Below are 17,348 nucleotides of genomic sequence, written 5' to 3'. Positions count from 1 at the left end.
GGGCGCTGGTCGCTCTACGGGCTAGCGCAGTAGCATGCAGACTGCTGTGTCGTATCAGGAAGATGGCGGATGGCCGAACGCATCGATTATTACCCTAGCGCCCTGCACGGTATTTACACCATGCAGGCGGATAGCAGCCGGACCTTTGCCCGCCATAGTCACGAGGAGTTCGGCGTGGGGCTGATCGTGCGCGGCGCACAACGTTCCTGCAGTGGCCGTGGCATGGTGGAGGCCGGTCAGGGTGACATCATCATGGTCAACCCCGGCGAAGTGCACGATGGCCAACCTTTGCTGGATGGTGGCCGGGCCTGGCGCATGTTGTATATCCAGCCAGAACTGTTGCAGCACCTGGCATGTGAATGGTGCGATGGCGATGCCGCAGGTTTGCCGTTATTACCGCCGCTGGCGCAGGATGCGCTGCTGCGTCAGCAGTTTTGCCGGCTATTCGCCCGGCTGGGCCAGCCAGCCCATAGCCCTCTGGCTGATGAGCAGGCGCTACTGTTGATGCTGGCGCAGTTGTTGGGCAGGCATGGTGGCCGCCGCTTGCCCACTATGTGTTCCGCCGACATCGCCCGGGTACGGGCGGTATTGGATGATGAGCCGACTTTGGCGCACAGCCTGTCCGCGCTGGCAGAGCTAGCTGGCATCAGCCGTTTTCGTCTGTTGCGCAGCTTTAGCCAGCAACTGGGGTGCAGCCCGCATGACTACCTGCAGCAGCGGCGTTTGACGCTGGCGCGTGGGCTGATTGCACAGGGCAGGCCGCTGGCCGATGTGGCGGCGGCAGTTGGCTTTGCTGATCAAAGCCATATGAACCGGGTATTCCTGCAGCGGCTGGGTATTACGCCGGGTCGCTATGCCCGGACCTGGCGCTGAGAGCCTGTTCATTCTCTGCTGCAATAATGTCCAAGCCGGAATAGGGCCATATCGGTTTAGCTAGCGGTTTCATCACCTGTGACTGGAGCCGCCGATGTCTTCCCGCTGGATTGCCTACCTTTATCTGCTGCTGGCCATGTTGGGTGCTGGCAGTACCGTAGTAGTCAGCAAGCTGGTGTCCGCCAGCCTGCCACCTTTTACCGCCACCGCCATCCGCTTCGGCATGGCCTTACCCTTGTTCTTACTGCTGATGTGCTGGCGGCGTGGTGGCTGGCCCAGGCTTTGCCGACATGACTGGCTCATGCTGATCCTGCAGGCAGGAGCCGGCAGCGTCGGTTATACCGTGTTGCTGCTGGCCGGCGTGCGCTTGAGTACGGCTGCCAGTGCCAGTGTGATGATGGGCACGCTACCGGCGGTGTCCAGTCTGCTGGCGTGGCTGCTGTTTCGCGAACGCTTGCAGCGGCAGCAAGGGCTGGCCCTGCTGCTGTGTAGTGTGGGGGCGTTGACGGTGTCCTGGCAGGCGGATGCGACGCTATCGTTCAGTACGGTTGGCGAGCTGGCCGGCAATGGGCTGATCCTGCTGGCGGTGGCCTGCGAAGCGCTGTTCATTTTGCTGAACCGGCGTTTGCGCCAGACATTGCCGCCGCAGGCCTTGTCCTGCTATCTGTGCGCGCTGGGCTTGTTGCTGGCGCTGCCGGCAGCGGCGCTGGAGTGGCAGGGCAACTGGCATGTGTCTGCGGCTGCGCTGCTGGGTCTGGCCTATTACGCAGTGGTGCCAACCGTGCTGGGTTTTGTGCTGTGGTATGCCGGGGCTGCGCGGGTGGCGGCAAGCGAGGCGGCATTGTTTACGGCGGTATTGCCGGTGTCGGCCTTATTGTTTGCCGCTGTGGTGCTGCAGGAGGAGATCCGCTGCTCCCAGTTGCTGGGCATGGTCTGCGTGCTGGCGGCCTTGTTATTGCAGGCCCTACCTGTGCTGCGCCGACCCGGCTCCTCCGCGATAGTGGGGGAAAAGTGAGTTTTGTACAGACCGATGGGCATTATCGTACCGGGCATGCTTGCTAAAAGGTCAAGCATTCTGTCATAAATAATCATCCTTCAACTGAGGAGTAGACCATGCTGATGAGTGACTTCCCCTTTGGCGTGACCGACTGGTCGGCCATTGCCCCTAGCGAGCATCCCGGCGAAAGCGGCATGGCGCTGTGGCGCACCTGCCAGTTTGGCAACATCCGCGTGCGCATGGTGGAGTACAGCGCGGGCTATGTGGCCGACCACTGGTGCCGCAAGGGCCATATCCTGCTGTGTCTGGAGGGGGAGTTGCTGACCGAACTGGCGGATGGCCGCCGCTTCATGCTGACACCGGGTTTGAGTTATCAGGTGGCGGATGAAGGTGAGCCGCACCGCTCGTCGACCAGGACTGGGGCGCGGCTGTTCATCGTGGATTAAGCGCGGCTCACACAAGCCCTGCTGCTGCGTTGCGCCCCCTTGCCGCAGGGCTGCTACGCTATGTTGTGAGCCGCGCCACGTACCGCTTCAGGCCGGTTTGCTTTTGCGTGGTTTGCTGGCCGGTTTGGCGGTGCCGTCTGCTTCGTCTTCACTCACGGCAACGGGTTTGACCTTGGCGCTATTGGTTTTGGGCTTGACCGCCGGTTCGCCTTTCTGGATATGCAACAGACGGCGGCGGATGTCGTCGGTGTCCAGCCAGATATCCTCACCCTTGCTGATGCGTTCCAGTTCCTGATCGCTCAGGAAGGGGCGGCAGACATTGCGCATTACCTTGTCGAACCATTTGCGGCTGGCCATCACCTGTGCCGCCTGCTCATTGCCCTTGCCAATGGAGGCTGACGAGTAGTTGTGGAACATCAGCTGGCAGGTGTCATGCACGATCAGCTCATCCCCGGCCAGAAAGATCAGCGCGCCCATGGAAAAGGCGCGGGCTTCCAGAATGGTGATGACGTGGGCTTCGCTGGCGGCAATATTGTTGATGATTTGCAGGCCGGTATCGAAATTGCCACCCGGCGTATTCAGATGCAGGAAGATCAGGTCAGTGGCGGTGGCGGTGCGCAGGGTGTACAGCAGGTCGGTGTACTGGATGGGGTCGACAATTTCGCCGGACAGATAGTAGGAAATCTGCCGGATCACGCCTTGTGATTCGTAGCGGCGGAAGGCGGGCAGCTTGATGTCGTCGTCTTCGTCGTCGTCATCGCTGCGGCCTTGCAGCGGGGCTTGGTAACGGGAGTGGGTCATCGCATTTTCCTGTTGTTGTAAGTAATGAGGAAGACTGCGTGTTGCCCTGTCAGTGTAGCCTCTTCGCAGTTCCACCGGCCAGTTGCATTTTGCTGCATCCTGCTTCGGTTCCACCACCGCCAGAAGTTGTCTTGCAGTGGGGATACGGTTAGTACCTGGGTGGTGTTGAGCTTTTCCCAAGCAGAAACAGGAGGCCTGCCTGTATCTGCCTGGTTGCAGGGTGCCATTCAATGCTTCTGGCTGGCTTTTGCTGCCCCAATACCGGTCATTGATTGGATGTACTGTGCAAGATAGCGCTGGCGTTCCCCTTGCGCGCGCGGTGAGTTGTCGAGTACGGATAATAGCCAGGCACTGCCAAAGGCAATACTCATGGAGAACAAGGCCGGGTTGGCATAGGGGAATAATGGGGTCTGGTGCTGCAGGATCCCCACCCATACCGTCGGGCCGATTATCAACAGGGTAATCGCTGATATCAGCCCGGCAAGGCTGCCGACTACGGCTCCACGGGTAGTCAGGCCTTTCCAGAACATGGACAGGAACAAAACCGGGAAATTGACCGAAGCCGCAATCGCCAATACCAAGCCGGATAAAAAGGCGATGTTCTGTTTTTCAAACAGCAAGCCCAGTACGATGGCGAGGATGCCAATGGCTAAAGTGGCTATTTTGGATACCCTGATTTCACTCTGTTCGCTGGCACTCCCCTTGCAAAGGACAGTTGCATACAGGTCGTGAGAAATGGCAGAAGCACCTGATAGGGCGAGCCCGGCTACCACGGCCAGAATGGTGGCGAATGCGACTGCCGAGATGAAACCAAGGAACAGGTTACCGCCAACTGCTTGGGCCAGGTGGACCGCAATCATGTTATTGCCGCCGATGATTTTGCCCGCAGCATCGTGGAAGTTGGGGTCGCTACCCACCATGACGATGGCTCCAAAGCCTGCGATCAGGATTAACAGATAAAAATAAGCGATAAAACCGGTGGCGTAAAACACCGATTTGCGTGCTTGCCTGGCATCGGCAACGGTAAAGAAGCGCATCAGGATATGCGGCAGGCCTGCGGTGCCGAACATCATGCCCAGCCCCAGCGAGATGGCGTCAACAGGGTCGGAAACCAGGCCGCCCGGTGCCAGGATGGCCTTTCCTTTGGCATGTGTCGTGGCGGCACTGGCAAATAGCGCCTCCGGGCTGAAACCGAAGTACGACAGCACCATGAAGGCCATGAAGGTGGTACCGGCCAGCAGCAATACCGCCTTGATGATTTGTACCCAGGTGGTGGCCAGCATGCCGCCAAAGGTGACGTACAACACCATCAGCACACCAACCAGCATGACGGCGGACAAGTAGCTGGTGCCGAATAGCAGCTCGATCAATTTACCGGCCCCAACCATCTGTGCCACCAGGTACATGATGGCCACCGTCAAAGTGCCTAGCGCGGCGGTTATCCGCACCGGTGTTTGCGCTAAACGGAAGGACACCACATCGGCAAAGGTGAACTTGCCTAGGTTGCGCAACCGTTCGGCAATCAGAAACAGGATGATGGGCCAGCCCGCCAGTACACCCAGTGCGTAGATGAGACCATCGTAGCCCTTGTCGAACATCATGGCTGAAATGCCCAGAAATGAAGCAGCCGATACCATGTCGCCGGCAATTGCCAGTCCGTTTTGCAAGGGGCTCAGACCGCCACCGGCGGTATAAAAGTCGGTAGTGGATCGGGTGCGTTTGGCCGCCCACCTGGTAATGGCCAGTGTAAAAAGGACGAAAGCCAAAAACATGGTGATGGCGTTCCAGTTAAGCGACCTGGGACTGGCGGATATGGGATTGCTTGCTGCGGCGAGAATGGGTTGGCTGCTCAGGCCGCATGCCAAGAGCGTAAGCAGATGATACAGGCGCTTCATGCTAGGAACTCCCTGAGCACTTTTTCGTTGAGTGGATCGAGATCTCGATTGGCTATCCATACATAGATACCCGTCAGCACGAAAGTAAGCAGGATGATGGCCACGCCGACCGGAATACCGATGGTGGTAACGCCATCGCCGATAGGGCTACCTAGTGTGCCCGGTGAAAATGCCAGCAGCAGAATGAAACCGTAGTAAATCACCAGCATCACCGCGCTAAGCGTCCAGCTAAGGCGGGTCTTCTTGTCGATCAATTGCTGGAAATCCGGATGCTGCAGGATTAATTCCAATTTAGGGTCGTTCATCACATATTCTCCTGGGGGCCGGGCTTGTCCTGCTGCATGGGCTGGTATGACGATGCTTGTTATTCAGTGCCGGAGGTTTCGGCTGCGGTTGTTGTGAATACGGATAGATCAAGCATGGAACGCTTGGCTTCGAGTGTGGATAAGGGCTGCACCGGTACAAGGCTGCGACGGCAGCGTATGGCCAGATGGTGATAAGCCTGTGTCGCGCGCTGCTTAGCAATGATTTCTTCATCGCTAAGAGTGCGGACGGCTTTGGCTGGCAGGCCAAGCAGCAACTGGCGTGGTGCGCAAAACCTGTCGGCAGGGATGAAGGCCATCGCACCGACGATGCATTGACTGCCTAGTCGTGCGCCATCCATCACAACGGCATTCATGCCGATCAGCACCCCGCGCTCCAGATGACAGCCGTGCAAAATGGCACCGTGGCCGACATGACCGTTTTCTTCGACGATTAGCGGCTTATCCACTCCGCTATGCAGCACGCAGTTGTCCTGGATATTGCTGCCTGCAGCAATGCGGATCGGGCCAAAGTCCCCGCGCAGTACCGCTCCAGGTCCTACATAGCAGCCTGCGCCAACCACAACATCACCGATCAATGTCGCTGAGGGATGGATGAAGGTGTCCGGGCTGACCACAGGGATTACCCCGTCAATTGCATAGCACTGCATCGTGCGATCTTTCCGAAAACAAGATGAAAAATGCCCGGCAGATACCGGGCGGCAAGTGGCTTAAGCGAAGCGGCGGGTTTGTACCACACGGAAGCGGTTGGCGACGAAGGCGCTGTCGGAGAGCGCGGCATTGGCCGCCGGGTTGCCACCGGTACCGTGGAAGTCGCTGAATGCAGCCGACTGATTGACCAGCACGCTGCCGGTGAGGTTGAGGGACAGTGAGACACAGGCACGTTCGGCAACCGTTTGTGCCTGTTCCTGTACGCAGGCATCGGTGCTGTACACCGAGAACGACAGCGCACCGTGTTTTCCTACCGTATCTTCAATAATGGCAAGGCTTTCCGCACTGCTGCTGGTCTTGATCACGAAGGCAATCGGGCCGAAGTGTTCTTCCTGGTAGATGGCGTGGTCTTGTACCGACAGGGCGCGCAGCAGCGGTGTACGTACGACGGCTTCGGGATAAAGCGGGTGTGTGATGGCACGGCTGTCGAGCAAGGGGCGACCTAGCTTCTGCGCCGCCTCCAGCCGGGCCAGTACCCCCGGGTTCTGAATGGCACCAAGAAATTCCACTGCCTTGGCCGGGTCGGCGGTCAGGCCATTGATGGCTGAGACGAGACCAGCCACCACCTCTTCGTAGGACAAATGTCCTTCCGCGGTTTCAATACCACTGGCCGGAATGAAAATATTCTGCGGTGCCGTGCACATTTGCCCGCCGTACAACGCCAGCGACAGGGCGATATTGCGGCTGAGTCCTTTGAAGTCGTGGGTTGAGTCGATCACGATGGTGTTCACACCGGCTTTCTCGGTGTAAACCTGTGCATGCCGACAGTTAGCCTCCAGCCATTCACCGTTTTTACGGCTACCGGTGAAGTCGATCAGTTTGATGGATGCGTTTTCCGCCAGCTTGGTGGCCAGCGGCTCACCGCTCTGATTGGCGGCCAGCAGCACCACATTCGGGTCGAAGCCGGCTTCTTGTAGTACCTCGCGGGCAATCTTCACCGTGATGGCCATCGGCAGCACTGCACCCGCATGCGGCTTGACGATGACGGTGTTGCCAGTGGCCAGGCTGGCGAACAGCCCCGGGTAGCCATTCCAGGTCGGGAAGGTGCAGCAGCCAATGACCAGACCAATACCACGCGGCACGATTTTCCAGTTCTTTTGCAGCACGACTGGCTCATGTTTGCCCTGCGGCTTGCTCCAGCTACTTGAGGACGGAATGGCGGACATCTCGCGCCAGGCGTAAGCGACGGCCTCCAGTCCACGGTCTTGCGCATGTGGGCCACCTGCCTGAAACGACATCATGAATGGCTGGCCGGTGGTATGCATCACCGCATGGGCCATCTCGAAACTGTGCTTGTTGAGCCGTGCAAGAATCTCCAATGACACACCCACCCAGGCTTCCGGCCCGGCCTGGCGCCAGTTGTCGAGCGCAGTGTTCGAAGCGGCAATCAGGGTATCGATGTCAAAACGCGGGTAGCGGATGTTGAGCGCGCCGCTGTATGGCGAACGTTCGCTACCAACAAGACCGCTGGCTGGCGGCTGGCCGGGATAATCGAATGTGCGGCCAAGCAGGGCCTCGAACCTTGCTCGGCCTTCATCGGCGGCTGTCTCCCCATAGATTTTCGGGCTCGGTGTCTCCGGATAGGGTGTCCAGTACCCACGTTCACCAATGGCGTTCAGGGCCTGGTGCAAGGTGGTTTCATGTCGTTCAAATAGCGGATTTGCCATCGCTTCATTCCTTTCAATACAAAGGCCGAATGGTGTTTTTCGAGCCTGATCAGGGGCGGATGCTTGCGGAACTCTGTCGTGGAAACCGGTGCTGAAAAATTTCCTTGACCTGGATCACTCTAATATTGATTTACCGGTCGGTCAATGATAGATTGGGTCGGCATTAGGCACAGCTATTGCTCTGTTGTGCTGAATAAATTGTATTTAAAACAAGTACTTGTCTGCTTGCAGGCTACCTGTGGCATATCGGGTAGCTAACTGTACGGAGAACCACATGCGCAGCCCCTATCAGCACATTCGCCTCGATATCGAGGCCGGTGTCGCCACACTGGCACTCACACGGCCCGATTGTTTGAATAGTTTCAATGTCGACATGCACGGTGAAGTGGCCGATGCACTGGAACAGGTCTGCCAAGACGAAGCGGTACGTGTGCTGGTTCTGACTGGAAGCGGACGAGGCTTTTGTGCCGGACAGGATTTATCCGACCGGACAGTCGCACCTTCGGATACGCCGCGTGATCTGGGGGAGTCGATTGAGCGCTATTACGCCCCGCTGGTGTGCCGCTTGCGCAGCATGCCCAAGCCGGTGATTGCGGCGGTCAATGGGGTGGCCGCCGGGGCAGGTGCCAATATCGCGCTGGCCTGCGACATTGTCATCGCTGCACGATCGGCCAGTTTTATCCAGGCATTCAGCAAGATCGGCTTGATGCCGGATTCCGGCGGCAGCTATTTCCTGCCCCGCTTGCTGGGTAATGCACGTGCCATGGGCCTGGCATTGCTGGCGGACAAGTTACCCGCCGAGCAGGCCGCAGCATGGGGGCTGATCTGGCGATGCGTAGACGATGCTGATTTTGCTGCAGAGGTGGCAAGCACCGCCCGTCAATTGGCCGAGGGGCCGACGCTCGCCTATGCACGCATCAAGCAGGCCATGCATGCTGCCGAATGCAACACGCTGGAGCAGCAGCTTGAACTGGAGCGTACTTTTCAGCGCGAACTTGGTTACAGCGCCGATTATGGCGCAGGTGTGGCGGCCTTCATGGCCAAGCGCATACCGCAATTTGTGGGGAAATGAGATGGCACTGACAAGCAAGGATCGTATCGGTGTAGTGGGTGCCGGTGCCATGGGCCGGGGTATTGCCGCCGTAGCTGCCAGGGCTGGTCATCAGGTTTACCTGTTCGATATGGATGCTGCCTCCGCCTTGGCGGCACCTGCCTTGATCAGTGCCGAATGGCAGGTGCTGGTGGATCGGGGCAAATGGACAGCAGCGGAACAAGATGCAGCTTGTGCGCGTCTGCATCCGGTCTCCTCTCTGGCAGAACTGGCTGATGCCGCACTGGTGATAGAGGCCATTGTCGAACTGGCTGAACCGAAACAAGCCCTGTTCCGGGCGCTGGAAGCCGTGTTGTCCGATTCAGCCATCCTGGCCTCCAACACTTCATCGATTTCAATCACCTTGTTGGCGCGTGGCCTTGTTCACCCCGCGCGACTCGTCGGCCTGCATTTTTTCAACCCCGCCACCAAGATGAAGCTGGTCGAGGTGATCCACGGTTTGGGAACGGATCCTGCGGTGGTCGACATCCTGTGTGACACGGTCAGCGCCTGGGGCAAGCTGCCGGTGCGGGCGCAATCAACGCCGGGCTTTATTGTTAATCGGGTGGCCCGTCCTTACTACGCTGAGGGCTTACGCATCATGGCCGAAGCGGCGGCCCAACCCGAGGTGATTGACACCTTGCTGCGCAGCGCAGGGGGGGGTCCGATGGGACCATTCGAATTGATGGACTTGATTGGCAACGATGTCAATTTCGCTGTCACCAGTTCCGTTTTTGCCGCCATGTATAACGACGGTCGTTTTCAACCTTCGCTGCAACAGCAGGAGCGTGTTGCCGCAGGCTGGATGGGACGCAAGTCTGGCCGGGGTTTCTACGACTATCGCGAGCAGGCATCGCAACCCGAGCCGCCAGCATTGGCGCGACAAGCCGCGCCGCACCAGGTGCGGGTGGTTGGCGATCTTGGCATTGCCGAGCCGCTGGTGCATCGACTGCAGCAGGCCGGGCTTGCGGTCGAGCGGCAAGCGGCGCAAGGCATGGGCTACCTGGCCTTGGCAGGAGATCTGCGACTGGCATTGACCGATGGCCGGACTGCCACGGTTCGCGCTGCGGATACCGGGCACACCAACTGGATACTGTTTGATTTGGCCCAGGACTACGCAAGTACAAGCCACTTGGCCTTATGTGTCGCAGACCAGGCCGCAACTGGTGTATTGGAGCAAGCAGCCGGTTTGCTGCAGGTGGCGGGCATCACGATTCTGCCCATTGATGACATCGCCGGGATGGTCGTGATGCGCACGATGGCAATGCTGGCCAACGAGGCGGCTGATGCTGTGCTGTTTGGTATTGCCAGCGCGGCAGATGTCGACTTGGCGATGCGCTACGGCACCAATTACCCGGTCGGTCCACTGGCCTGGGCAGATGGCTTTGGCACTGCCCGCCTGGCACAGGTGCTTGAAGCACTGCATGCCCATTATGGCGAGAGCCGCTACCGCATCTCTCCCTTGATTCGTCGTCGCGCAGCAGCGGGAAGACGGCTGCATGGCTGACACCCATATGCTGCTGTATGGCAGAAGGCTGGCATGACCGCACGTTTTATACACAACGCGGAGCATGACTTGTGCTGCTGGTCTTGCTGGACTGGCGCGCGAAAAGCAGAAAACAGAACGGGGTAACCCAATCCACACAAGAGGAGAAACACCATGGTGAGCAAAGTAGCCCAGGCCCACGAACTGGAGCCGATTGAAACTGCCAGCCGCGACGAGCTGAGTGCCTTGCAGCTGCAACGGCTCAGATGGTCGCTCAAGCACACCTACGACAATGTGGCACCATTTCGTGCCAAATGTGCAGCGATAGGGGTGCATCCGGCTGATGTGGAGTCGCTGGAAGACCTGAAACTATTTCCGTTTACCACCAAGTCCGACTTGCGCGAGCACTACCCGTTTGGTTTGTTTGCGACACCGCGCAAGGATGTCGTACGAATCCACGCTTCCAGCGGTACTACCGGCCGCCCGACCGTAGTTGGCTATACCCAGAACGATATCAATACCTGGGCGACTGTCGTGGCGCGTTCGGTGTACGCCGCAGGAGGGCGCAAGGGGGACATGATGCATATCGCTTACGGTTACGGACTGTTTACCGGTGGTATGGGCGCACATTATGGTGCTGAGCGACTTGGTTGTACGGTGGTGCCGATGTCCGCTGGCCAAACCGAAAAGCAGGTGCAACTGATCCACGATTTTCAGCCAGACATCATCATGGTGACGCCATCCTACATGCTTAACATTCTCGACGAGATGGAGCGGCAGGGGTTTGATGCGGCCAAATCTTCGCTCAAGGTCGGTATTTTCGGTGCAGAACCCTGGACCGGGCAGATGCGCCTTGAAATCGAAAAGCGCGCCGGCATTGACGCGGTGGACATCTATGGCTTGTCCGAAGTGATGGGACCGGGTGTCGCCAGCGAGTGCATCGAAAGCAAGGATGGGCCGGTTATCTGGGAAGACCACTTTTACCCGGAAATCATTGATCCGGTCTCCGGTGAGGTGTTGCCGGATGGCGAGGAAGGGGAGCTGGTACTGACCTCACTGAGCAAGGAGGCGTTTCCGGTGATTCGCTACCGTACACGTGACCTGACCCGTCTGTTGCCACCCACGTCGCGTTCCATGCGGCGTATCGACAAGATTGTTGGTCGCTCCGATGACATGCTGATCATCCGTGGCGTGAACGTTTTTCCAACTCAGATCGAAGAATTGATTCTGCGGGTTGATTCTCTGACCCCGCATTTTTACCTGGAAGTGGACAAAAATGGCCATCTGGACGTGTTGACCGTTTTTGTTGAACGCGACCCGGCGGGCTATGCCTCTGATGAAGCCAAAATGCGCATGGCCAAAGAATTGCAGCAGATGATCAAGAGCAATGTAGGAGTCAGTACCCTGGTAGAGGTGGTTGAGCCGATGACGATCATGCGCTCGGTAGGCAAGGTGCGGCGAGTGATCGACAAGCGTCCGCGCTGAGTGAGCTGGATGAAGGTTCATACCGTCCCTTTTTTTCTTGCTTTTTAATTTACCGACCGTTAAGTTAATTAAATTCGCCAGCAATCAACAACGCGTTGCCTTTGTGGCAGTAAAGCGCAGTCATGGTGTGGCGAAGGATGAAATGACGACGTTCCTTACCCATTCATCGACAAGGAGTTGTGCAGATGTACACACAAGCTTTGGATTTGCCCGGCACACAAGCGACCGACAGTGCAGTGAAAGAACCGCCGTGTGCCGGTTTCGACGAGAAGCTGGCGGCCGATATCAAGATCGAGCCATCAGACCCGATGCCCGATGCCTATCGCAAGACCCTGATCCGCCAGATTTCGCAGCATGCCCATTCGGAAATTGTCGGCATGTTGCCGGAAGGAAACTGGATTACCCGTGCGCCAACGTTAAAGCGCAAGGCCATCTTGCTGGCCAAGGTACAGGACGAGGGAGGGCACGGCCTGTATCTGTATGCCGCAGCCGAAACGCTGGGGGTCCATCGCGATACGTTGGTGGCTGCCTTGCTGGACGGTAGTGCCAAATATTCGAGCATCTTCAACTACCCGACGCTGTCCTGGGCGGATATTGGTGTCATTGGCTGGCTGGTGGATGGGGCCGCCATTATGAACCAGGTGCCGCTGTGTCGCTGCTCTTACGGCCCATATGCCCGTGCGATGGTAAGGGTGTGCAAAGAGGAAAGCTTCCACCAGCGTCAGGGCTATGACCTGTTGGTGGCCATGATGAAAGGCAGCCCGGCGCAGCGTGCAATGGTGCAGGAGGCGGTTGACCGTTGGTGGTGGCCAGTTTTGATGATGTTTGGCCCGCACGACCAGGATTCGGTACACAGCGCCACCAGCATGAAGTGGGGTATCAAGCGCGTCTCCAATGATGATCTGCGGCAGAAATTCGTCGATGCCACCGTGCCGCAGGCCGAGGTGCTCGGTGTGACGCTGCCCGACCCTGAGCTGAAATGGAATGTTGAGCGTGGCCATTACGATTTCGGTGCCATCGACTGGGATGAATTCTGGCAGGTGGTCAAGGGTAATGGCCCATGCAACCGGGAACGCATGGCGGCCCGCATCAAGGCACATGAAGACGGTACTTGGGTGCGTGAAGCCGCCCGTGTGCATGCCGAGAAAAAAATAGCCAGGCAGGCTCACTAATTCCGGAGGACTACACGATGACAGAATTTCACGATCAATGGCCGCAGTACGAGGTTTTCATCAAAAGCCGTAACGGTCTGGAACACAAGCATTCCAGCAGTCTGCACGCCACCGACAGCCAGCATGCACTGCTGTTGGCGCGCGATGTCTACACCCGCCGCCAGGAAGGCAATAGCCTGTGGGTAGTCGCGACCCGCCATATCAGCCAGAACGGTGCAGAACCAGCCGCAGGCAAGAGCGAGACCCCTCGGCAGTTTGAAGTGTTCCTGCGGCTGAAGCCGGGGTTGGATCACAAGCACATTGGTAGTGTCGACGCCTGTGACGGTGAAGCTGCGTTGCACTGTGCCGAAGCGGCTTTTGGGAATTACCCGGCAGGTAGTTTGTGGGTTGTGCCTTCTGCTGCGGTGTTGGCCTGTGAGGCCGAGTGGAGTGCGCCGTTTTTCGATGCAATGGCCGACAAAACCTACCGCTTGCCCACCTTCTACCAGCTTCCCGCCGCCGTCAACAATATGTAAGGAGCCCAGCCATGGCTGAAATTGATAACAAAGATCTGATCGAATATCTGCTGCGCCTGGGCGACTCCACACTGGTACTTGGCCAGCGGCTGTCCGAATGGTGCGGCCATGCACCGGCGATCGAAGAGGACATTGCCCTGACTAATACTGCCCTCGATCTGATTGGCCAGGCGCGTCAGCTACTGAGCTATGCCGGGGAGCTGGAAGGTAGTGGCCGTGACGAGGATGCACTTGCCTTCCTGCGTGACGAGCTGCAATTCCACAATCTGACGCTGACCGAGCTGGATGGCGGCGATTTTGGCCGCACCGTGCTGCGCGTGCTGTTGTTTGCCGGGTATCAGGTGGTTTTGTGGCAGGCATTGCTGCGCGCCAGCGATGTCCGCTTGGCCGCCATCGCCGAAAAGAGTCTGAAGGAAAGCCGTTACCATCTGCGCTATGCCGCCGATTGGGTAGTGCGACTGGGTGATGGTACCGAGGAGTCGCACCATCGCATGCAGGTTGCTCTGGAATACTTGTGGTCCTTCACGGCAGAGCTGTTTGACCGGGACGAGGTGGAAACACGGCTGACAGGCGTGGTTCCTGCCTCAGATACCTTGCGTAGCGCCTGGGAAGACATTGTGCTGCCGGTGCTGGCCGAAGCAACGCTGCAAGTCCCGACAACAGCGGGCTATCTGAGCCGTGGCAAGTATGGCATCCACAGCGAGGCGCTTGGCCCGCTATTGGCGGAGATGCAGTTTTTGCAGCGTGCCTATCCCGGCGGCAGTTGGTAAAGGGGGCGTGATGTTAACCATAGCCCAAGCCTGGGCCGTGCTGCAGCAGGTACCCGACCCGGAAATACCCGTATTGTCGCTGTGCGACCTTGGCATTGTGCGCGATATCCGCCGCAATGGGGATGACCTGCAGGTGACGCTCACGCCGACTTACTCCGGCTGTCCTGCCACCGAAGTGATTGAGGCTTCGGTACGGGATGCGCTGGCAGCTGCCGGCGCCGGCCCTCTGCGGCTGAGTACGCAACTCAGCCCGGCCTGGACCACCGACTGGATCAGCGAGGAGGGGCGACGCAAATTGCACGACTACGGTATTGCGCCGCCGGAGCATTGGGCGGAGACGTCCGAGGACGGCTGGCAGATTCTGCACTTCACGCCATTACACCCGGCCTGTCCGCGCTGCGGCAGCAAGCACAGCGAGCGCCTGAGCCAGTTTGGCGCAACCGCCTGCAAGGCGCTGTACCGCTGCCAGGACTGCCGCGAACCCTTCGAGTACTTCAAACCCATTTAAGCCTAAGTCTTCCGCCTGGGAATCTACGGAGCAAGGACCCCACCATGAGTACGAATTTTCATTTGCTACGCATCGCTGAAGTGAGCAAAGAGAGCGAAGAGGCGATATCGCTCCGCTTTGAAGTCCCCCCCGATCTGGCTGAAACCTACCGCTTTATCCAGGGCCAGCATCTCACCTTGCGCGCCAATATCGGCGGCGCTGACGTACGCCGCTCCTATTCGATCTGCAGCGGCATTGGCGATGGCGAACTGCGTATTGCCATCAAGCAAGTGGCAAACGGAATATTCTCCACCTATGCCAACAAGGAATTGCGTGCGGGGCAGCGTATCGAGGTATTGCCGCCGGATGGCCGCTTTTTTGTCCCTTTGGCTGCGGACAATAAAAAACATTACCTGGCGATTGTGGCCGGCAGTGGCATCACACCGCTGTTGTCCATCATCAAGACCACGCTGGAAGTCGAGCCAAACAGCCGCTTTACCTTGCTGTACGGCAACCAGCGGCGCGGCACCATTCTGTTTGCCGACACCCTGGCCGCATTGAAAGCCCGCTTCATGAGCCGCTTATCCGTCTATCACTTCCTCTCGCGTGAGGCGCAGGAGCTGGAACTATTTAACGGTCGGCTGGACGGCGCACGCCTGCAGCGGATATTCGACACGCTGCTCCCACTCTCCACTATTTCCGAGGCTTTTGTGTGTGGGCCCAACGAGATGATTGATGACGCCATCGCGGCTTTGCAACAGGCAGGTTTGGCGCGTGCGCATATCCATACCGAGCGTTTTTGCGTACCACAGGGGGCCAATACACCGCGCACTGCGCGGGATGATGAAGCGGTGCAAGCCACCGTGACAGTCATCATGGATGGCCTGGCCCGCGAGGTGGGATTGTCTGCAGGACAAAGCATTCTGGATGCCGCCGTCAACGCAGGGATCGATCTACCCTATTCGTGTAAAGGTGGGGTATGCTGCACCTGCCGTGCCAAGGTCCTCGCTGGCCACGTGCGCATGGATAAGAATTTCGCCCTCGAACCGGCAGAAGTCGAGCAGGGCTTTGCACTCACCTGTCAGGCGCATCCGCTTACCGAAAACGTTGTGGTCAGTTTTGACGAACGTTGACGTGCCGTACTCCGAATGAAGGGGGCCGTTTTCGCATAAGCCGAGTCTGACGCACCACGAATCAAGCAGACCCCGGATATGGCAAGAACAAAATCCCCCAATTTCGAAGTACAGCGCAGCTCCATACTGGAGAACGCTGCACAGTTGTTTGCGCAGAAAAGCTTCCCCAGTGCATCGATAGCCCAACTGGCTGAATTATGTGGCATGTCGAAGCCGTTGCTGTATCACTACTATCGGGACAAGTTGCATCTCTTGTTTGATATCGCCGACACCTACCTTGACCGCCTGGTTGCGATTGAGGATGAGGTTGCCGGACAAGGGCTGGATACCCAAGCGCATCTGACCGAGCTTATCGTCCGTTTCATGGAGGAATATGCTACGTCGCGCCACTACCATATCGTATTGGTGCAGGACGTAAAATTCCTGGAGGATGAGGCGTTCCGCAAGGTGGCCGAGAAGCAACGTCAGGTGGTGGATGGGTTTGCCAGGCTGATTGCCAGATTGCGTCCGGAGTTGACGGCAGTGCAGATCAAGCCGGTGGCCATGACGCTGTTCGGCATGATGAACTGGACCTTTACCTGGTTTCGTGCCGACGGACCGATAGATAGAGCAGCAATGGCGGAGATCGTCAGTCAGATGTTCCTGCATGGTGTGTATAGCCCCGGCTTGCCGCTTATACCGCCCAGGCAGGAGGAGACTCCGCATGAGCAACTACACCTTCCTGAAGATGGCGCAGCATGAACGCGTTGCGCATATCGAAATTCACCGTCCCGCCCAGCGCAATGCGCTGAATCCCGAGCTGGTGCAGGAGCTGGAGGCGGCCTTGATGGCTGCAGACCAAGACCCAGGCACCAGCGTCATTGTCCTGTCTGGCAACGGAAAGGCGTTCTCCGCCGGTGCAGACATCGGTCGCATGGCCGAATGGGACTTCCATGATGTGTTTCTCTCCGACTATGTCACCCGGCACTGGGAAAGTGCGCGCACGCTGCGCAAGCCGCTGATTGCCGCAATTTGCGGTTACGCGATTGGTGGAGGCTGCGAACTGGCGATGATGTGTGATGTCGTTGTGGCCGGTGTCTCGGCCCAATTCGGCCAACCCGAAATCAAGATCGGGACTTTACCCGGCATGGGCGGCACCCAGCGTTTGCCCCGTGCCATCGGCAAAGCCAAGGCGATGGAATGGTGCCTGAGCGGCAATTTCTACAGTGCCGCCGAAGCCGAAAAAGCCGGTTTGGTATCCCGCGTAGTGGCCGACGAGGCCGTCCTCGACACCGCTTTCCAGCTGGCACAGCAAATGGCCGGCTACTCGCTGCCGGTGCTGATGATGATCAAGGAATCACTGGGCCGTGCCTTTGAGTCCAGCTTGTCCGAAGGGCTGCTGTTCGAGCGGCGGGTCTTTCACGCCAGTTTCGCGCTGCAAGACCAAAAGGAAGGCATGAGCGCCTTTGTCGAAAGACGTCCGCCCGTTTTCCATCACCGCTAATCCCAGCTGCGCAT

At 58.3% G+C, this 17,348-nt stretch carries 18 protein-coding genes; 13 read left to right on the top strand and 5 right to left on the bottom strand.

Features of this window, described 5'->3' with window-relative positions; genetic code table 11:
• Positions 1-69: 69 nt before the first annotated feature.
• The 3 genes from ACODR9_RS13085 to ACODR9_RS13075 all read left to right on the top strand — a co-directional run bounded on the left by ACODR9_RS13085 (position 70) and on the right by ACODR9_RS13075 (position 2,316).
• The gene (locus ACODR9_RS13085) at positions 70-873 is read left to right on the top strand and encodes a helix-turn-helix transcriptional regulator (protein WP_488809773.1); all 804 of its coding nucleotides are present in this window, start codon (positions 70-72) and stop codon (positions 871-873) included.
• A gap of 94 nt (positions 874-967) precedes the next feature.
• Positions 968-1,888: a DMT family transporter gene (locus ACODR9_RS13080; protein WP_488809772.1), complete on the top strand. Its 921-nt coding sequence runs from the start codon at positions 968-970 to the stop codon at positions 1,886-1,888.
• A gap of 98 nt (positions 1,889-1,986) precedes the next feature.
• Positions 1,987-2,316 (top strand): DHCW motif cupin fold protein, encoded by a 330-nt coding sequence (locus ACODR9_RS13075; protein ID WP_488809771.1) that lies wholly within the window; start codon positions 1,987-1,989, stop codon positions 2,314-2,316.
• A gap of 87 nt (positions 2,317-2,403) precedes the next feature.
• Here the strand turns inward: ACODR9_RS13075 and ACODR9_RS13070 are convergent, their stop codons facing one another.
• The 5 genes from ACODR9_RS13070 to paaN form a co-directional block, all read right to left on the bottom strand.
• Positions 2,404-3,117, bottom strand: coding sequence for a Clp protease ClpP (locus ACODR9_RS13070; protein ID WP_488809770.1), 714 nt, complete (start codon positions 3,115-3,117; stop codon positions 2,404-2,406).
• A 227-nt stretch (positions 3,118-3,344) separates the two neighbouring features.
• Positions 3,345-5,012 (bottom strand): cation acetate symporter, encoded by a 1,668-nt coding sequence (locus tag ACODR9_RS13065; protein ID WP_488809768.1) that lies wholly within the window; start codon positions 5,010-5,012, stop codon positions 3,345-3,347.
• Positions 5,009-5,317, bottom strand: a complete 309-nt coding sequence (locus tag ACODR9_RS13060) for a DUF485 domain-containing protein (protein ID WP_488809767.1) — start codon at positions 5,315-5,317, stop codon at positions 5,009-5,011. Before ACODR9_RS13060 ends, ACODR9_RS13065 begins: the two co-directional genes overlap by 4 nt.
• Positions 5,318-5,376: 59 nt before the next feature.
• Positions 5,377-5,985 carry a gamma carbonic anhydrase family protein gene (locus ACODR9_RS13055; protein ID WP_488809766.1) on the bottom strand — a complete coding sequence of 203 codons (609 nt, stop codon included), beginning with the start codon at positions 5,983-5,985 and terminating at the stop codon, positions 5,377-5,379.
• Positions 5,986-6,045: 60 nt separating this feature from the next.
• Complete coding sequence (gene paaN / locus ACODR9_RS13050) at positions 6,046-7,713, bottom strand: phenylacetic acid degradation protein PaaN (protein WP_488809765.1); 1,668 nt, start codon at positions 7,711-7,713, stop codon at positions 6,046-6,048.
• A gap of 274 nt (positions 7,714-7,987) precedes the next feature.
• Between paaN and paaG the strand changes: the two genes are divergently transcribed.
• The 10 genes from paaG (at position 7,988) to ACODR9_RS13000 (ending at position 17,334) form a co-directional block, all read left to right on the top strand.
• The gene (gene paaG, locus ACODR9_RS13045) at positions 7,988-8,785 is read left to right on the top strand and encodes a 2-(1,2-epoxy-1,2-dihydrophenyl)acetyl-CoA isomerase PaaG (RefSeq protein ID WP_488809764.1); all 798 of its coding nucleotides are present in this window, start codon (positions 7,988-7,990) and stop codon (positions 8,783-8,785) included.
• 1 nt (position 8,786) lies between these two features.
• Positions 8,787-10,310 carry a 3-hydroxyacyl-CoA dehydrogenase gene (locus ACODR9_RS13040; protein ID WP_488809763.1) on the top strand — a complete coding sequence of 508 codons (1,524 nt, stop codon included), beginning with the start codon at positions 8,787-8,789 and terminating at the stop codon, positions 10,308-10,310.
• 153 nt (positions 10,311-10,463) lie between these two features.
• Positions 10,464-11,774, top strand: a complete 1,311-nt coding sequence (paaK, locus tag ACODR9_RS13035) for a phenylacetate--CoA ligase PaaK (protein ID WP_488809762.1) — start codon at positions 10,464-10,466, stop codon at positions 11,772-11,774.
• A 185-nt stretch (positions 11,775-11,959) separates the two neighbouring features.
• Positions 11,960-12,946: a 1,2-phenylacetyl-CoA epoxidase subunit PaaA gene (gene paaA, locus ACODR9_RS13030; protein WP_488809760.1), complete on the top strand. Its 987-nt coding sequence runs from the start codon at positions 11,960-11,962 to the stop codon at positions 12,944-12,946.
• A 17-nt stretch (positions 12,947-12,963) separates the two neighbouring features.
• Positions 12,964-13,461, top strand: coding sequence for a hypothetical protein (locus tag ACODR9_RS13025; RefSeq protein ID WP_488809758.1), 498 nt, complete (start codon positions 12,964-12,966; stop codon positions 13,459-13,461).
• An 11-nt stretch (positions 13,462-13,472) separates the two neighbouring features.
• On the top strand, positions 13,473-14,231 hold the full coding sequence (paaC, locus tag ACODR9_RS13020; protein WP_488809757.1) for a 1,2-phenylacetyl-CoA epoxidase subunit PaaC: 759 nt from the start codon (positions 13,473-13,475) through the stop codon (positions 14,229-14,231).
• Between the two features lie 10 nt (positions 14,232-14,241).
• Positions 14,242-14,739, top strand: coding sequence for a 1,2-phenylacetyl-CoA epoxidase subunit PaaD (gene paaD, locus ACODR9_RS13015; protein WP_488809756.1), 498 nt, complete (start codon positions 14,242-14,244; stop codon positions 14,737-14,739).
• A gap of 44 nt (positions 14,740-14,783) precedes the next feature.
• Entirely contained in the window at positions 14,784-15,851 is a 1,068-nt protein-coding gene (gene paaE, locus ACODR9_RS13010) for a 1,2-phenylacetyl-CoA epoxidase subunit PaaE (protein WP_488809755.1), read from the top strand.
• A 78-nt stretch (positions 15,852-15,929) separates the two neighbouring features.
• Positions 15,930-16,592 carry a TetR/AcrR family transcriptional regulator gene (locus tag ACODR9_RS13005; RefSeq protein WP_488809754.1) on the top strand — a complete coding sequence of 221 codons (663 nt, stop codon included), beginning with the start codon at positions 15,930-15,932 and terminating at the stop codon, positions 16,590-16,592.
• The gene (locus ACODR9_RS13000; protein WP_488809753.1) at positions 16,555-17,334 is read left to right on the top strand and encodes an enoyl-CoA hydratase-related protein; all 780 of its coding nucleotides are present in this window, start codon (positions 16,555-16,557) and stop codon (positions 17,332-17,334) included. Before ACODR9_RS13005 ends, ACODR9_RS13000 begins: the two co-directional genes overlap by 38 nt.
• Positions 17,335-17,348 lie beyond the last annotated feature (14 nt).

The organism is Aquitalea sp. FG25, assembly GCF_057809375.1.
The sequence above is the reverse complement of the archived record's forward strand: the minus strand, read 5'-3'. Positions and strand labels throughout refer to the sequence as shown.

What these genes read in the sequence shown, in the direction of transcription:
- ACODR9_RS13080 (WP_488809772.1), top strand. Translation starts at nt 968, where the DNA reads ATGTCTTCCCGCTGGATTGCCTACCTTTATCTGCTGCTGGCCATGTTG.
- ACODR9_RS13065 (WP_488809768.1), bottom strand. Translation starts at nt 5,012, where the DNA reads ATGAAGCGCCTGTATCATCTGCTTACGCTCTTGGCATGCGGCCTGAGC.
- ACODR9_RS13040 (WP_488809763.1), top strand. Translation starts at nt 8,787, where the DNA reads ATGGCACTGACAAGCAAGGATCGTATCGGTGTAGTGGGTGCCGGTGCC.
- ACODR9_RS13085 (WP_488809773.1), top strand. Translation starts at nt 70, where the DNA reads ATGGCCGAACGCATCGATTATTACCCTAGCGCCCTGCACGGTATTTAC.
- ACODR9_RS13000 (WP_488809753.1), top strand. Translation starts at nt 16,555, where the DNA reads ATGAGCAACTACACCTTCCTGAAGATGGCGCAGCATGAACGCGTTGCG.
- paaD (WP_488809756.1), top strand. Translation starts at nt 14,242, where the DNA reads ATGTTAACCATAGCCCAAGCCTGGGCCGTGCTGCAGCAGGTACCCGAC.
- paaC (WP_488809757.1), top strand. Translation starts at nt 13,473, where the DNA reads ATGGCTGAAATTGATAACAAAGATCTGATCGAATATCTGCTGCGCCTG.
- ACODR9_RS13060 (WP_488809767.1), bottom strand. Translation starts at nt 5,317, where the DNA reads ATGAACGACCCTAAATTGGAATTAATCCTGCAGCATCCGGATTTCCAG.
- paaK (WP_488809762.1), top strand. Translation starts at nt 10,464, where the DNA reads ATGGTGAGCAAAGTAGCCCAGGCCCACGAACTGGAGCCGATTGAAACT.
- ACODR9_RS13075 (WP_488809771.1), top strand. Translation starts at nt 1,987, where the DNA reads ATGCTGATGAGTGACTTCCCCTTTGGCGTGACCGACTGGTCGGCCATT.
- paaN (WP_488809765.1), bottom strand. Translation starts at nt 7,713, where the DNA reads ATGGCAAATCCGCTATTTGAACGACATGAAACCACCTTGCACCAGGCC.
- ACODR9_RS13070 (WP_488809770.1), bottom strand. Translation starts at nt 3,117, where the DNA reads ATGACCCACTCCCGTTACCAAGCCCCGCTGCAAGGCCGCAGCGATGAC.
- paaE (WP_488809755.1), top strand. Translation starts at nt 14,784, where the DNA reads ATGAGTACGAATTTTCATTTGCTACGCATCGCTGAAGTGAGCAAAGAG.
- ACODR9_RS13005 (WP_488809754.1), top strand. Translation starts at nt 15,930, where the DNA reads ATGGCAAGAACAAAATCCCCCAATTTCGAAGTACAGCGCAGCTCCATA.
- paaA (WP_488809760.1), top strand. Translation starts at nt 11,960, where the DNA reads ATGTACACACAAGCTTTGGATTTGCCCGGCACACAAGCGACCGACAGT.
- ACODR9_RS13055 (WP_488809766.1), bottom strand. Translation starts at nt 5,985, where the DNA reads ATGCAGTGCTATGCAATTGACGGGGTAATCCCTGTGGTCAGCCCGGAC.
- paaG (WP_488809764.1), top strand. Translation starts at nt 7,988, where the DNA reads ATGCGCAGCCCCTATCAGCACATTCGCCTCGATATCGAGGCCGGTGTC.
- ACODR9_RS13025 (WP_488809758.1), top strand. Translation starts at nt 12,964, where the DNA reads ATGACAGAATTTCACGATCAATGGCCGCAGTACGAGGTTTTCATCAAA.